Here is a 12,749-nt window from a genome sequence, read left to right on the forward strand (position 1 = left end):
GAGTTGGATGACGACCCGGATCGAGCCGGGGCAGAGTCTGCGGGAGCAAATCGAGGACTCACTTTCTGCCGCGATCATCGCCGGGCAGATCATGCCGCAGTCGCTGCTCACCGTTCCGGTCCTGGCACAACAGTATGAGGTGTCGGCGACGCCGGTGCGTGAGGCGATGCTCGAGCTCGCGCGTCGCGGCTTCGTGGTTCCGGTCCGGAACAAGGGCTTTCGGGTGCGTGAAGTCGGGCGCGACGAGCTCCGTCACCTCGTGCAGGCTCGTTCGCTGCTCGAGTGCCCGACCATGATCGAGGTCGCGTCCGTATTCGGCGCGAGTCATCGGCCTCGATTCGATGCACTGGTCGAGACGATTCGGGAATCGGCCCGCAAACGAGACTTCGCGACCTATGTCCGGACGGACCGCGAATTTCACCTCGGGCTACTCGGCCTCCTCGGAAATCCTGTACTGCTCGACGTTGTGGGCATGTTGCGGGACCGGACCCGTACGGTCGGTATCGCCTCCAAAATCACCCCCGAGCAACTGTCCGCATCGATCGAGGAACATGCGGAACTGCTCGACTTGCTCGAGGACGGCAACGGACCAGCAGCCGCAGCCCTGATGGAACGGCATGTAGGGCACGTCCTCGGGTGGTGGAGCGGTACGGAAGAGAAACTGGGCAGCCCGGCACAGTCGAGCTGACCAGCCGAAACCAAACGCACTCTGGCGATCTCAACCTATCCGCATCGGTAATGTGTGATATATTACCTGCGAGGAGGTCGCGTGCGCGCTGTCATCATCGGGGCTGGCATCACCGGCGCCGCATGTGCACGTGCACTTGCGCGAGCAGGTTTCGCAGTTGCGGTCCTCGAGCGAGGTGCGGCCGTCGGTGGCACCTCGGCGATGTGCGAAGGAAACCTTCTCGTCTCTGACAAGGCGCCCGGCCCCGAACTCGCGCTCGCCCTGCACGCCGCCGATCGGTGGTACGCCCTGCGTGATGAATTGCGGGACGAGCTGGGACCGGACTTCCCATCCATCGAATACGAGAGAAAAAGCGGCCTCGTAGTAGCGACCACCCACACCGGCGCCAGGGCGCTGAAAACCTTCTCGGGAACCCAGCGCGCGGCCGGAGTCGAAGCGCGAGAATTGTCCGTCGATGACGCCGGCAAGCTCGAGCCGTTCCTAACCCGGGACATCACGGCCGCCGTGCACTACCCGCAAGATGCGCAGGTCCAGCCTGCCGCCACGGCCGAGGCGCTACTCGCATCCGCGCGACGCGCCGGAACCGAAGTCCTGACCGGGGTGGAGGTGACAGGTGCGATGCGCGGCATCGACGGCCGGATCAACGGCGTATCTACCATGAACGGGCGCCACGGTGCGGACATCGTCATCAACGCCGCAGGGCCCTGGGCCGGTGCTGTCGCCTCCAGTTTGGGAGTTTCTCTTCCGGTCTTGCCCCGTCGTGGAATGGTGCTCGTCACCACCCGGATGCCACACAGGATCTTCCGCAAGGTCTACGACGCCGACTACGTCGGAGCCACGCAGTCGGGCGACGCCGACCTGCAGACGTCGACCGTCGTCGAATCCACCGCCGCTGGAAACGTTCTGATCGGTTCGTCCAGGCAGCGGATAGGGTTCGACGACCGTCTCGACCTCGGCGTAGTGCGTGAGATCGCCGCGAAATCCATGCGCCTGTTCCCCTTTCTCGCCGAGATGCAGATCCTGCGCACCTACGGCGGCTTTCGGCCCTACATGCCTGATCACCTCCCGGTCATCGGAGAGGACCCCCGTGTACCTGGTCTCTATCACGTGACCGGCCACGAGGGCGCCGGCATCGGTCTGTCGGTCGCGTCAGCGGACATTCTTCGCGCAAGGATCCTCGGCGAGGATTCGCCCGTCGACGCCGCCCCGTTCACCGTCGATCGCCCGACCCTCGTACCGCATCTACGGGAGATGGCTCGATGACCCCGCGTGCGGTGGACCAGAATCGGGATCCGATTCGGCCCGCCCAAGCGGATGGCGTGACGATCTCATTCGAGGGCACCGACTACGACGGCATCCGCGGCCAATCGATCGCAGGGGTGCTGCTGGCCAACAACGTGCTCGACTGGCGCACGACGTCAAGTCGCGGCGAGGACAGGGGGCTGTTCTGTGGGATCGGTGTGTGCTTCGACTGCGTCGTGACCGTAGACGGTTATCGCAACGTTCGCGCGTGCCAGCGAAAGGTTCATGGCGGCGAGCGCGTCGAACGCCAGCACGACCTGCTCCCGCGCCCGATCGAGGAGGTGGATGCACGGTGACGGACGTCCTGGTGGTCGGCGCCGGTCCAGCGGGCCTGGCCGCGGCAGTGGCTGCGAGGCGGCGCGGAGCTGCCGTGCGGATCATCGACGCCGCAGAGGGGCTCGGCGGTCAGTACTGGCGGCACCTACCCTCCTCACGACCGTCCGAGCGGGAGGAACTCCTCCACCACGGCTGGGACACCTTCGGGTCGCTCCGCGACGAGGTCTGTCAGGATCCCGACATCGTCGTCAGCATGCAGACCGAGGTCTGGGCGATCGAGCAGACGGCTGACAATCGGCTGCGCGTCAACCTCGCGCGCGGTGAGGCCGATGGCACCGGACGGTTGACCGAGGCCCTTGCCCCCGAGCAGTTGATCCTCGCCACCGGAGCACACGACCGTGCTCTTCCGGTGCCTGGGTGGACGCTTCCCGGCGTCTTCACCGCGGGCGCTGCCCAAGCGATGGCCAAAGGCGAGCGCATCGCAATCGGTGAGCGTGTCGTGGTCGCCGGATCCGGGCCGTTCCTGCTTTCCGTGACCGCTTCCCTCGGCCAGGCGGGTGCGCGCGTCGTCGGGGTCTACGAAGCGTCCCGCTCGCGTGCCCTCGCTCGGCACTGGCTGGCCCGGCCGTGGGAACTGGCCGGCGCCGCACACAAGATCGGTGAACTGGCCGAGTACGCCGTTCATCACATTCGAGGTCGTGTTCCGTACCGTACTGGTCACGGAGTGGTCGCTGTCCACGGCACGGACCGGGTAGAGGCGGTGACTGTGGCGGTCCTCGACGAGCACTGGCGGGTCGTCACCGGAACTGAGCGCAGGATCGATTGCGATGCAGTCTGTTTCGGACACGGATTCGTTCCACGACTCGAACTGCCGATTGCTGCCGGATGCCACATCACCGAGCGGCGCTTCGTGCACGTAGATGCCTGCCAGCGCACGAGTGCCGACCGCGTCTTCGCGGTGGGTGAACTCACCGCGATCGGTGGTGCCGATCTGGCGCTCGCCCAAGGCGAGATCGCCGGATGGGTGGCCGCGGGCGGCTCGCTCGATGACCGCGACATCAGGCGCGCTATCAGATCTCGAACCCGCGCAGAACAATTCGCCGATCGTATGGACAGAGCGCATGCGATCGGCGATTGCTGGTCCGACTGGCTGGGCGACGACACCATCGTCTGCCGATGCGAGGACGTCGACGCCGGCACCCTGAAGCGGGTCGCCGCGGCGACCAACTCGACTGGCCTGCGCCCACTCAAGCTCAACACGCGAGCGGGTCTCGGCTTGTGCCAGGGACGGGTCTGCGGGCGCAATGTGGAGCAGATCCTTCTGGCCACACACGGGTGTGAGGAGTTCGCCGACGCCACCACCACCGATCGGCGACCTATCGCGACGCCGATACGAATCGCCGATCTCGCACGAGCGCCCGAGCACCCCACCGATTCCGTCCTGAACCGACCCCGTTCTCAATAATCCGATATACGAAACCAATCCGAAGGAGTACCCATGCCCGAACCCACCATCGACCTCGGGGGCGTCATCGTCGCCACCGCGCTGGCCTTCAAAGAGGACGCTTCCGCTCCCGCAGGCCTCGCGGTCGACTACGACAAGTTCGGCGAACACGTCGATTTCCTCATGAGCAATGGGTGTCGCGGCGTCGGCCCCAACGGCTCACTGGGAGAATATTCCTCGCTCACCGACGAAGAACGCCGCAAGGTTGTGCAGGTCGCGGTCGATGCGGTCGACGGACGCGGCGTCGTCGTCGCCGGAGCTCACGGGGTCGGTTGGCACCAGTCACAGACGTGGGCACGTCACGCGGCCGACGACGGTGCAGACGGCGTCCTGGTTCTGCCGCCCACCATTTACCGAGCCAACGACAACGAGGTGGTCGAGCACTTCCGCAAAGTTGCCGAGGTCGGAATACCGATCATGGCCTATAACAATCCTTTCGACACCAAAGTCGACATCACGCCTGCACTCGTAGCGCAGATTGCCGAAATCCCCGAAGTGGTGGCCCTGAAGGAATTTTCCGGCGACGTACGTCGCGTCTACGAGATCTCCGAACTCTGCGATATCGACATCATCGCCGGCGCCGACGATGTTCTCTTCGAACTCATGGTCAACGGCGCGGTCGGGTGGTTCGCCGGATACCCGAATGCCTTCCCCAAGGAAGCAGTCGAATTGTACGAGCTGTGCTCCACCGGAAAGTGGCTCGAGGCGAAGGCGCTGTATCAGGAACTCGTCGCCGTCTTCCGCTGGGACTCACGAACAGAGTTCGTCCAAGCGATCAAGCTGTCGATGGATATCTGCGGCAACTCCTTCGGCGGTCGTACTCGTCCTCCGCGTGGACCGCTCAGCGATGCCCAGGCTGACCAGGTGAAGGCCGACACCGAACGTGCCCTCGCCGCCATCGCGCGGCGCTGACACCGGAACGCCGGAGGCAGTAGCGATATGCGGTCGTCACGGATATTCCACGCCGTCGATTCCCATACCGAAGGCATGCCCACCCGTGTCATAACCGGTGGCGTAGGCGTGATTCCGGGTGAAACGATGAACGAGCGCCGCCTGCACTTCATCAAACACCTCGACCACATCAGACGCCTGCTCATGAACGAACCACGCGGTCATGCCTCGATGTCCGGTGCCATCCTGCAACCACCGACCCGGAGCGACTGCGACCACGGCATCGTCTTCATCGAGGCGAGCGGCTGCCTGCCGATGTGCGGTCACGGCACGATCGGCGTGGCCACCGTTCTGGTGGAAGCGGGCATGGTCGAGGTCACCGAACCCGTAACGACAATCCGGCTCGACACACCGGCGGGAGTCGTAGTCGCGAGGGTTCGGGTCGAGGAAGGGCGCGCGGTGCACGTGACGCTCGCGAACGTGGCGAGCTTCACCGAGCGCCTCGACCAGACCGTGGACGTTCCCGGTTACGGTCCGATCCCCTACTCCCTCGCATTCGGCGGCAACTACTACGCGATGGTGAATCTGGACTCGGTCGGATTGCCGTTCGATCGAGCCCGGCAGCAGGACATCCTCGCTGCCGGGCTGTCCATCATGGACACGATCAACACCACCGCGCCACCGACGCACCCGACCATCGACGGCATCGACCACGTACACCATGTCGAGTTCATCGCTCCGGGGTCCGATGCCGTCCGCTCTCGTCATGCGATGGTCATTCATCCCGGCTGGTTCGACCGATCTCCCTGCGGTACAGGGACGTGCGCGCGCATGGCCGAGCTGTACACGCGCGGCGAACTGCCCCTGCACACGGACTTCGTGAACGAGTCCTTCATCGGTTCGGAATTCACCGGACGTCTCGTCGACACCACCCGGGTCGGCGAGTACAACGCCGTCCTACCTGAGATCACAGGTCGCGCCTGGATCACCGGCACGGCTCAATACCTGCTCGATCCCCACGACCCGTTCCCTGCCGGGTTCGAATTCTAGGAGTAACGACATGCCTGACGATGTGCTCCGGGATGCGGCTACCGCGTTCCCGCTCTTCGCCGCCACCACACCGCATGAACGCGGCGCGGCCCTCGTCGTGGTAGCCGATGCGCTCGACGCCGCGGACGACGAACTCATCGCTCTCGCACAACAGGAGACCGGTCTGACGGAGGCGCGGTTGCGCGGCGAACTGAACCGGACCACCCAGCAGTTGCGGTTGTTCGCTGAGGTCGTGGTCGAGGGTGCGTACCTCGATGCGCGTATCGACGAATCCGATACCGAGTACGTCCTCGGTCCCAGGCCCGACCTTCGCAGGGTCAATGTTCCTCTGGGACCGGTACTGAACTACGCCGCATCGAACTTCCCCTTGGCGTTCTCTGTTGCGGGCGGCGACACCGCGGCCGCCCTCGCCGGGGGCAACCCCGTGGTCGTGAAGGCACACGAGGGCCATCCGCGACTCAGTGAACTCACCGGACGGATCGTGCTGCACGCGCTACGGGATGCCGGAATGCCCGATGGCACGTTCGGGGTTCTGTACGGCCGCGAGGAGGGCATCGCCGCATTGAAGGACGAGCGTATCCGTGCCGCCTGTTTCACCGGCTCGACCTCGGTTGGCCGGATGCTCGCGGACATCGCAGCGGATCGTTCTGTGCCGATTCCCTTCTACGGCGAGCTCGGGAGCGTCAACCCCGTGTTCGTTTCGCCGGCTGCGTTGAAGAATGATCCGGAGGGTCTCGCCCAAGGTTTCGTGGCGAGCGTTGCCGGGTCTTGCGGACAGTTGTGCACGAAGCCGGGATTCCTTCTCGTCCCGAACGTCGGGCCGTTGCGCGAATCGCTCGCCACAGCGAAGGACATCGCGGCGCACCGCATGCTCACCACAGGTACCACCGCCGGCTACAGCGATCGCCGCGATACGGTGCTCGCCGCACCCGGAGCAGAGGTGCTCGTCGAGGGCGGCGTCGAGGTGGACGAGGCGGGCCTCGGATGGGCCACACCGACGTTGGTTATCCTTCCCCTGAAGGCCGTCGAGGCCGCAATGAGCGCGGTCTTGGACGAGAGTTTCGGACCATTGTCGGTGATCATCGAATATGGCGACGACCCGGACATCCTCCCGTCGGTCGCCGAGCGACTGTTTCCCGGCAATCTGACCGCGACGCTGCATCTCGGCCCGGACGAAGACACGACAGCGTGGAGCGAACTCGTGGACGCTCTGTCCCGCACCAGCGGACGCGTGCTCTTCGGCGGGTGGCCCACCGGGGTCTCCGTCACCGCGGCCATGCAACACGGCGGTCCGTACCCATCAACGACGCGCGACGCGACCGCGGTCGGCACGGCCGCCATCGGGCGATTTCTCCGTGGGGTCTGCTACCAGAATGCGCCCCGGTCGATCCTTCCGCCCGCGCTGCGCGACGACAACCCATGGAGGGTGCCACAGCGACGCAGCCCTGCCGGACTGTCGAGCGGTTGGGGCACGCTGACCGGAAGGTACTGAGACCGAAGCTCATCGGGTCAACGTGGCTCGGGGATCTGCTCGCTTGTGGGTGTCGACACGATCACCGGCACTCGTTGGGACCTATCTGAGAGCTATTGCGGTCTATCAGCCGAATTTTCTCGAGAACCTGGATATTGTGGGACGCCGCGATCCACAAGACCAGGAGAGACCAGTTGAGCACATCGAACCCACATGACTGGAACGCAGACATAATCGCCGAATTTCGCGCCAACGAAGGCCGTGTCGGGGGGCAATTCGAAGGGGCGCCGCTGGTGCTGTTGCACCACGTCGGCCGAAAGTCGGGGCGCGCCATGGTGTCCCCCACGATGTACCTGCCGGACGAGACCGCTCCGGACAGAATCTATGTAATCGCCTCGAAGGCGGGCGCCCCCACGAACCCCGCCTGGTACTACAACCTCCTCGCCGCCGGCAATGCAGAAGTCGAGCGCGGCACCGAAACCTATCGCGTATCCGTCAGTGAGGTCACCGGCGACGAACGAGACACCGTCTTCGACGAACAAGCCCGCCGCTATCCAGGATTCGCTGTGTACGCACAGCGGACAGCGGGTGTCCGCACGATTCCCGTTCTGGCACTCACCCGAATACGGGAATGACTCGACTCGCACGCGCCGTCGTCGACCAGCACCTATGCCGTGAGCACCAGCCCCGACGTCGGAACACCGGTCCCGGCGGTGACGAGGACGTTCTGCACGTTCGAGGCCTGGTTCACGGATGTTCCACGAATTTGGCGCACAGCCTCGGCAATACCGTTCATGCCGTGGATGTAGGCCTCACCGAGCTGACCACCGTGGGTGTTGAGCGGTAGCACTCCGTCGAGTTCGAGCGCACCGCCGGCGATGAAGTCCTTGGCCTCACCGCGACCACAGAAGCCGAGTTCTTCGAGTTGCATCAATACGTATGGTGTGAAGTGGTCGTACAGCACGGCAACGTCCATGTCCTGCGGTCCGAGGCCGGCCTGCCGCCACAATTGCGCGCCCACAAGTTCCATCTCGGGCAACCCCGCTAGTTCGGGCCGGTAGTAGCTGGTCATAATGTACTGGTCGTTGCCGCTTCCCTGCGCCGCAGCCGCGATCACCGCCGGCTTCTGCCTCAGGTCCTTCGCCCGCTCAGGCGAGGTCACCACGATCGCCACACCGCCGTCGGACTCCTGGCAGCAATCGAGCAGATGCAGTGGTTCCGCGATGAAGCGCGAGTTCTGATGGTCGTCGAGCGAGATCGGTTTTCCGTAGAAGAACGCATCGGGGTTGTTGGCCGCGTGCTTGCGGTCGGTGACGGCAATGCGTCCGAAGTCCTCACTCGTGGCGCCGTATTCGTGCATGTACCGCTGGGCGACCATGGCGACGAACGCCGCCGGTGTCGACAGGCCGTGAGGGTAGGAGAACGCGTTATCCGTGCTGGACGAGCTCACCTGCCCCACCAAGCCCGAGTTCACCTGACCGAAACGCATCCCCGACCGTTCGTTGAACGCACGATAGGCCACCACCACCTCGGCCACACCGGTCGCAACGGCCATTGCCGCCTGCTGCACCGTCGCGCACGCGGCGCCGCCACCGTAGTGGATGCGGCTGAAGAACGTGAGGTCCGGGATTCCCACCGATCGAGCAACTGCCGCTTCGGTATTGGTGTCCATCGTGAACGACGTCAGCCCGTCGACATCGGCGGGGGTCAGACCGGCGTCCTCGAGTGCGGCCGTGACAGCCTCCGCGGCAAGCCGTAGTTCACTGCGACCGGAGTTCTTCGAGAAGTCGGTGGCGCCGATGCCGGCGACAACAGCCTTGCCCGACAGACCGCTCATGCGCTCGCTCCGTTCGTCTGGTCGTTCAGGACCAGGGTCACCGTCGACGTGATGTGGTTGCCGAGACCGTTGCGGCCGACGATATCGAGTGTGATGATGCCGTCATCGTCCACCGATGCCACCGTTCCACTGATCGTCAGGATGTCGTAGGCGTACCAGGGCACCCCAAGGCGTAAAGCGATCGACTTGAGTACTGCCCTCGGGCCCGCCCAGTCGGTGACGAACCGCTGAACCAGTCCGGTATCGGTCAAGATGTTGGCGAAGATGTCTTTCGAACCACCTTCCTGCGCACGGTCGCGGTCGTGGTGGACATCCTGAAAGTCGCGGGTCGCGATCGCAGCGGACACCACGAATGTCGGGTCGGCTTTGATCGACAGCTCGGGAAGTTTCGTTCCCACTGCGACCTCGAGGGTGGAGGTCATGACTGCTCCTCTTTTCTGCGCTGCCACGCATACAGCGTCCACGGCTCGCCGCCGGTGTCGTCGTCTCCGGGAAAGTCGAGGTAGATCGCCTCGACCGGCATCCCGACGTGCACACTCTCGGGAGCTACCCCGCGTAGCTCGCCGAGCATGCGAACGCCTTCCTCCAATTCGACGAGGGCCACCACGAACGGCACAGAACGCCCGGGAACCTTCGGTGCGTGATGGACCACGAAACTGAATACGGTGCCGCGCCCCGACGACACCACGTAATCGGTCTTCTCGGACTTGTCCTTCCACAGCGCGGGCACCGGCGGGTGCTGCAGAGATCCGTCGTCACGCTTCTGGATCCGCAACTCGTGCGCGGCCACACCATCCCAGAAGAACTGCGTGTCCGGCGACGCACCGGGCCGCATCATCTTCGTGGGGTCCAGATCGCCGATCGACGCGCCCTGGCCGTTCGCCGAATGTGACATCGGTACAGTCTGACCATCCGAATGTGACATTGGTTCAGTGGGTTTGGGTGGCGGAGCGAACTTCAGGATGCGAAACAGCGATTCGGCCACGACCTCGTCGGTGCCGTCCTCCGCCGCTACGGTCCACACGGCGTGGGTTGTGTAGAACCAGCCCTCACCCAGTGCTGTCTTCTTGGGTCCGACGACGTCCCCGAGCGTGGTGGAGATGGTGACCTCTTCGCCGACTTTCAGATAGCGGTGGTAGATCTGATCGGAGTTGGTCGCCACCACCGACGTGAACCCGGCCTCATCGAGGATGTTCGTCATCAGCCCCAGAGGATCATCGGGCTGCCGAACGGCATTCAGGCCCTGCATCGTCCACACCTGCGCCATCGCGGGCGGTGCGACGATACCGTCGTGTCCGGCGGCCCGCGCGGCAGATTCATCGACGTAGATCGGGTTCTTGTCGCCGATCGCCTCCACCCAGTTGCGGATCATCGGCAGATTGATCGGGTCGCGCCCAGCGCGCGGGGCGCTCGGACCTGCGGCCCGAATCTCTTCTGCGGCAGCGAGAATCTGTTCGGATCTCATGTGAGGAGTTACTCCTATCGCGGGACTCGGGGTAGCTTCAGGCCGGCGGTAGCGATCAACTCGCGCATCACCTCGTTGACGCCGCCACCGAAGGTGATCACCAGGTTTCGCTTGACCTGCATGTCGAGCCACGTCATCAGGTCCGCAGTCTCGGGCTCCGATGGGTCACCGTACCGCCCGACAATCTCCTCGGCGAGCCTGCCGATCCGCTGAATACGTTCGGTAGCAAATACTTTCGTCGCAGACGCGTCGGCGATGTCGACGGCTCCCGAGTCGCTCGACGCAACCTGCCAGTTGAGTAGCTCGTTGAGCCGGTACGTCGCGTGTATCTCCCCGAGCGCACGCCGGACGTTCGGCTCGTCGAGCAGATCCTGTGCCGCGGCCCAGTTGCGGATTCGGTCGTAGAGACCGCCGACCCGGCCGGCGGGACCCAGCATGACGCGCTCGTGGTTGAGCTGAGTGGTGATCAGCTTCCAACCCTGATTCTCTTCTCCAACCAGCATGTCTGCGGGAACTCGGACGTCGGAGTAGTAGGTGGCATTGACATGATGGGCACCGTCGCACGTGATGATCGGAGTCCAGCTGTAGCCCGGGTCCCGGGTATCGACGATGAGTATCGAGATACCGCGATGACGCGAATCCGCAGGACCCGTCCGCACAGCGAGCCACAGGTAGTCGGCATCGTGGCCGCCGGTAGTGAAGATCTTCTGACCGTTGACTACGTACTCGTCGCCCACCCGTACCGCGGTAGTTCGCAGTGCGGCGAGATCCGTGCCCGCATCGGGCTCGGTGTAGCCGATCGCGAAGTGCACCTCACCGGCCAGGATCGCCGGGAGGAACTTGCGTTTCTGCTCCGCCGTCCCGTACTCCTGCAGCGTGGGGCCGACCGTCTGCAGGGTCACTGCGGGCAGCGGTACATCCGCTCGCGTGGCCTCATTGACGAAGATCTGCTGCTCGATCTCTCCGAAACCACGACCCCCGAACTCCACCGGCCAGCCGACGCCGAGCCAACCGTCTTTGCCCATCCGGCGGATGACCTCGCGGTAGGTGGATCCGTGCCGCTCCGTGCGCATCCGTGTCGCCTCTGCCGGAGTGATCAATCCGGAGAAGTAGCGTCGCAGTTCCGCCTGCAGTTCGCGCTGTTCGTCTGTCAGATCGATGAACACCGGGCCCCCACGAGGTCGAGTCGATACGAGGCGCCACCTACGAGGCGGGCCAGGTCTTTGGCGGTCGAGTAGTACCGATGCAGCGGATAGGTGACGTCCACGCCGATTCCGCCGTGAAGGTGGTGCAGCACCTGCATCGCGGCAGGCACCTCGGCGGCGATCCAGTACGCCATGACGTCCAGGTCGTCCTGGGCGTCAAGGCCTTCGGACACCCGCCACAACGCCGCGAGCGCGGACACGTGCAGCGTGCGTGCCGTGACGTAGACGTCCGCGATCTGCTGGGAGACCGCCTGAAATGTAGCGAGCGGTCTACCGAACTGATGCCTCGAGGCGAGATGTTCGCCGGTGAGAGCCGTTGCCCCTGACAGAAGTCCGTCCGCAACGGCTCCGATCGACGCCAATGCGATGCGATAGAGGGTTTGCACGGCGTCCTCGCCGGGCGCGAGGAGTTCGGCGCGGGCGGCATCGAATCCGATCGCGAATTCCGGACTGCCGGACGCCGACGGTGTAGGGGTGAGCGTGACACCCTCAGCACCAGGTTCGACCAGCACCACACCCGCGGTACTCGGAACCAGGATCCGGTAGGCCTCCTCCGCGAACGGAACCGCCAGCACACGTCCGGTCACGCGGTACCCATCCTCGTCGGGGACCGCGGTCACCGAGGGGCTAGCCGCGAACTGCGCACCGGGCTCGGCAAGAGCGGCGGTGAACGTGCGCCCGTCGGCAAGACCGGCAAGCAGTGCATCCTGCTGTGCATCGTCACCTAGGGCCACGATCGGCAGCACCCCGAAGCCGAGGGTCGCGAGCGCGGGGATCTGCGCCGCCTTCTTCCCTACTTCGGTGAGCAACGCCCCGACATCGCTGACCGAAAGCCCCTCGCCGCCGAGCCGTTCCGGCAAGGCCAGCGTGAGCAGATCGGCTTCGGCGAACGCGGCCCACAGGGCGTCGCCATCGACGTCGCGGGCCAGTAATCCAGCCGCGACTTGCCTCACGGCCTCCTGAGTTTCATCTCGAGTGAAGTCCACGCTGAGAATCCCACTTTCGATTTAGAACGTGTTCTAGTTGTATCACCATCCGCGAACTCGCAAAAGCCCCATCG

Annotated in this window: 13 protein-coding genes; 8 read left to right on the forward strand and 5 right to left on the reverse strand. The window is 64.6% G+C overall.

The window, feature by feature from the left end:
• Positions 1-7 precede the first annotated feature (7 nt).
• The 8 genes from BFN03_RS15315 to BFN03_RS15350 all read left to right on the forward strand — a co-directional run bounded on the left by BFN03_RS15315 (position 8) and on the right by BFN03_RS15350 (position 7,817).
• Entirely contained in the window at positions 8-688 is a 681-nt protein-coding gene (locus BFN03_RS15315) for a GntR family transcriptional regulator (protein WP_070379730.1), read from the forward strand.
• 81 nt (positions 689-769) lie between these two features.
• Entirely contained in the window at positions 770-1,951 is a 1,182-nt protein-coding gene (locus tag BFN03_RS15320) for an NAD(P)/FAD-dependent oxidoreductase (protein ID WP_070379731.1), read from the forward strand.
• The gene (locus BFN03_RS15325; protein ID WP_070379732.1) at positions 1,948-2,286 is read left to right on the forward strand and encodes a (2Fe-2S)-binding protein; all 339 of its coding nucleotides are present in this window, start codon (positions 1,948-1,950) and stop codon (positions 2,284-2,286) included. Before BFN03_RS15320 ends, BFN03_RS15325 begins: the two co-directional genes overlap by 4 nt.
• Complete coding sequence (locus BFN03_RS15330; protein WP_070379733.1) at positions 2,283-3,731, forward strand: FAD-dependent oxidoreductase; 1,449 nt, start codon at positions 2,283-2,285, stop codon at positions 3,729-3,731. Before BFN03_RS15325 ends, BFN03_RS15330 begins: the two co-directional genes overlap by 4 nt.
• Positions 3,732-3,764: 33 nt before the next feature.
• Positions 3,765-4,682 (forward strand): dihydrodipicolinate synthase family protein, encoded by a 918-nt coding sequence (locus BFN03_RS15335; RefSeq protein WP_070379734.1) that lies wholly within the window; start codon positions 3,765-3,767, stop codon positions 4,680-4,682.
• 75 nt (positions 4,683-4,757) lie between these two features.
• Complete coding sequence (locus tag BFN03_RS15340) at positions 4,758-5,711, forward strand: proline racemase family protein (RefSeq protein ID WP_232320288.1); 954 nt, start codon at positions 4,758-4,760, stop codon at positions 5,709-5,711.
• Between the two features lie 10 nt (positions 5,712-5,721).
• Entirely contained in the window at positions 5,722-7,203 is a 1,482-nt protein-coding gene (locus tag BFN03_RS15345) for an aldehyde dehydrogenase (NADP(+)) (RefSeq protein ID WP_070379736.1), read from the forward strand.
• Between the two features lie 173 nt (positions 7,204-7,376).
• Positions 7,377-7,817, forward strand: a complete 441-nt coding sequence (locus tag BFN03_RS15350; RefSeq protein WP_084385798.1) for a nitroreductase/quinone reductase family protein — start codon at positions 7,377-7,379, stop codon at positions 7,815-7,817.
• A 32-nt stretch (positions 7,818-7,849) separates the two neighbouring features.
• Here BFN03_RS15350 and BFN03_RS15355 read toward each other — a convergent pair whose 3' ends face one another.
• Genes BFN03_RS15355 through BFN03_RS15375 form a run of 5 tightly spaced genes read right to left on the reverse strand, consistent with a single transcriptional unit; the run spans position 7,850 to position 12,675 of the window.
• The gene (locus tag BFN03_RS15355; protein WP_070379737.1) at positions 7,850-9,019 is read right to left on the reverse strand and encodes a lipid-transfer protein; all 1,170 of its coding nucleotides are present in this window, start codon (positions 9,017-9,019) and stop codon (positions 7,850-7,852) included.
• Entirely contained in the window at positions 9,016-9,441 is a 426-nt protein-coding gene (locus BFN03_RS15360) for a MaoC family dehydratase (protein WP_070379738.1), read from the reverse strand. The genes BFN03_RS15355 and BFN03_RS15360 overlap by 4 nt, the downstream gene beginning before the upstream one ends.
• On the reverse strand, positions 9,438-10,484 hold the full coding sequence (locus BFN03_RS15365; protein WP_070379739.1) for a bifunctional MaoC family dehydratase N-terminal/OB-fold nucleic acid binding domain-containing protein: 1,047 nt from the start codon (positions 10,482-10,484) through the stop codon (positions 9,438-9,440). Before BFN03_RS15365 ends, BFN03_RS15360 begins: the two co-directional genes overlap by 4 nt.
• Before the next feature lie 14 nt (positions 10,485-10,498).
• Entirely contained in the window at positions 10,499-11,650 is a 1,152-nt protein-coding gene (locus BFN03_RS15370) for an acyl-CoA dehydrogenase family protein (RefSeq protein WP_070379740.1), read from the reverse strand.
• Positions 11,635-12,675 (reverse strand): acyl-CoA dehydrogenase family protein, encoded by a 1,041-nt coding sequence (locus tag BFN03_RS15375; protein ID WP_070379741.1) that lies wholly within the window; start codon positions 12,673-12,675, stop codon positions 11,635-11,637. The genes BFN03_RS15370 and BFN03_RS15375 overlap by 16 nt, the downstream gene beginning before the upstream one ends.
• Positions 12,676-12,749: the final 74 nt, after the last annotated feature.

Source organism: Rhodococcus sp. WMMA185 (assembly GCF_001767395.1).
Taxonomy (GTDB): domain Bacteria; phylum Actinomycetota; class Actinomycetes; order Mycobacteriales; family Mycobacteriaceae; genus Rhodococcus_F.

Coding starts and splice junctions, on each gene's coding strand:
- BFN03_RS15365 (WP_070379739.1), bottom strand. CDS start 10,484: ATGAGATCCGAACAGATTCTCGCTGCCGCAGAAGAGATTCGGGCCGCA.
- BFN03_RS15340 (WP_232320288.1), top strand. CDS start 4,758: ATGCCCACCCGTGTCATAACCGGTGGCGTAGGCGTGATTCCGGGTGAA.
- BFN03_RS15345 (WP_070379736.1), top strand. CDS start 5,722: ATGCCTGACGATGTGCTCCGGGATGCGGCTACCGCGTTCCCGCTCTTC.
- BFN03_RS15360 (WP_070379738.1), bottom strand. CDS start 9,441: ATGACCTCCACCCTCGAGGTCGCAGTGGGAACGAAACTTCCCGAGCTG.
- BFN03_RS15335 (WP_070379734.1), top strand. CDS start 3,765: ATGCCCGAACCCACCATCGACCTCGGGGGCGTCATCGTCGCCACCGCG.
- BFN03_RS15325 (WP_070379732.1), top strand. CDS start 1,948: ATGACCCCGCGTGCGGTGGACCAGAATCGGGATCCGATTCGGCCCGCC.
- BFN03_RS15315 (WP_070379730.1), top strand. CDS start 8: ATGACGACCCGGATCGAGCCGGGGCAGAGTCTGCGGGAGCAAATCGAG.
- BFN03_RS15355 (WP_070379737.1), bottom strand. CDS start 9,019: ATGAGCGGTCTGTCGGGCAAGGCTGTTGTCGCCGGCATCGGCGCCACC.